The 1,395-nt window shown below is 60.6% G+C and carries 1 protein-coding gene; it reads right to left on the bottom strand.

The window, feature by feature from the left end; translation table 11 throughout:
* Window positions 1-264: 264 nt before the first annotated feature.
* Window positions 265-1,356 carry an IS5 family transposase gene (locus ETQ85_RS25930; protein WP_148581853.1) on the bottom strand — a complete coding sequence of 364 codons (1,092 nt, stop codon included), beginning with the start codon at window positions 1,354-1,356 and terminating at the stop codon, window positions 265-267.
* Window positions 1,357-1,395 lie beyond the last annotated feature (39 nt).

Genomic DNA, 1,395 nt, shown 5'->3' with positions numbered 1-1,395 from the left:
AGGCGGAGAGTACAAACAGCGGGCACGCCCGCTGTTTGCGTCCGCGTTGAACCTCCAGTGAGACTCAGGCGCAGAGACACAATATTGCACACGGCAATTCCCAAACGCTAGCAGGTCGATGCAAAACGCCGAGAAGCCTCGCCAACCGGGACCCTCGCTATTTGATTTCTCATGACTTCATTCCCGGAATTGGATTCCCAATCCCGTTTTGATGCCCATCGAATGGGCCGGGGAATGGGCTTTCGCCCAATTCCGGGTGCCGCTTCATGCCGCACTCCCCGCGCTCTGCAATTTCGCAATTCGCAGCAGGTTGTACGCCGCCGCCGACAGGTAGGCGGCGATCTGGGTTCGGGCTTGGCCGATGAAGCGGGTCTTTCTCATTCCGCCCACCGTCTTCAGCCAGCCGAAGATCTCTTCAACACGCTTTCGTTTCCGCTGGCTGACCTTGTAGCCCTCGGTACAGGTTGTCCGTCCATCGAGCCCTGGTGTCTTGCGTCCATCGATTCGGGCGATATGTGGCTTTATCTTGTGCTCCCGCAGGTGCTGGACGAAGTCCTTCACGTGGTAGCCCTTGTCGGCACCCAGGGTCTTCGGGTGGATCTTCCGCCGCCGCGCACGGGTGAGCAGTTGGCGGGCCGCCTGATGCTCAGCCAGCGTGGCGTCGGTGATGAGCAGATCCACGCACAGACCACTGCGGTTCTCCATGAGGGCATGGCCGCCGTAGCTGAGTTTCGCCGGCTGGCCGTTGCCTTTTCTCATGAGCTTCGCGTCCGGATCAGTGGTGCTCTGGTGGGTGGCGTTGGAACGCTTCTCGCCCTTGAAATCCACCATCCCGGTGCCGTCCCCGGGCTTGGGCGGTTCGTCATCGTCCTTGCGCTTGAAGCTCTTGAAGGAGGCCCAGGCGTCGATCAAGGTGCCATCGACGGTGAAGTGATCGGACGAGAGCAACTTGTCCTTGCGGGCCAGACGCACCACCTCGTCGAAGAAGCGTCGGGCGATGTCGGTTTCCACCAGGCGCTCGCGCAGGCGACTGAAGTTCGATTGATCGAGCCCACCCGATTCCAGGTCCAGATCGAGAAACCAGCGGAACAGCAGGTTGTAATCGAGTTGCTCGCAGAACAACCTGTCGGAGCGCACCGAGTAGAAGGCAATCAGCAATTGGGCCTTGAGCAGGCGCTCCGGCGGAATCGAAGGGCGCCCCGTCCTGGCGTAAAGGCCGTCGAGTTCCGCAGAAATGGCCGACAGTGCCGACTCGGCCAGTCTCTTCACACGACGCAACGGGTGATCAACCGGAATCCGGGACTCGACCGAGAAATAGTGAAACATCGAGGATTGGGGGTCGACTTCGCCGCGCATCGTTGTTCTGCCTGGGGTTCGGGGGATACGGCTAGGACA

This window comes from Zoogloea oleivorans, assembly GCF_008107625.1.
Taxonomy (GTDB): domain Bacteria; phylum Pseudomonadota; class Gammaproteobacteria; order Burkholderiales; family Rhodocyclaceae; genus Zoogloea; species Zoogloea oleivorans.
This window is presented reverse-complemented; position numbering and strand designations above follow the sequence as displayed.

What these genes read in the sequence shown, in the direction of transcription:
- ETQ85_RS25930 (WP_148581853.1), bottom strand. Translation starts at nt 1,356, where the DNA reads ATGCGCGGCGAAGTCGACCCCCAATCCTCGATGTTTCACTATTTCTCG.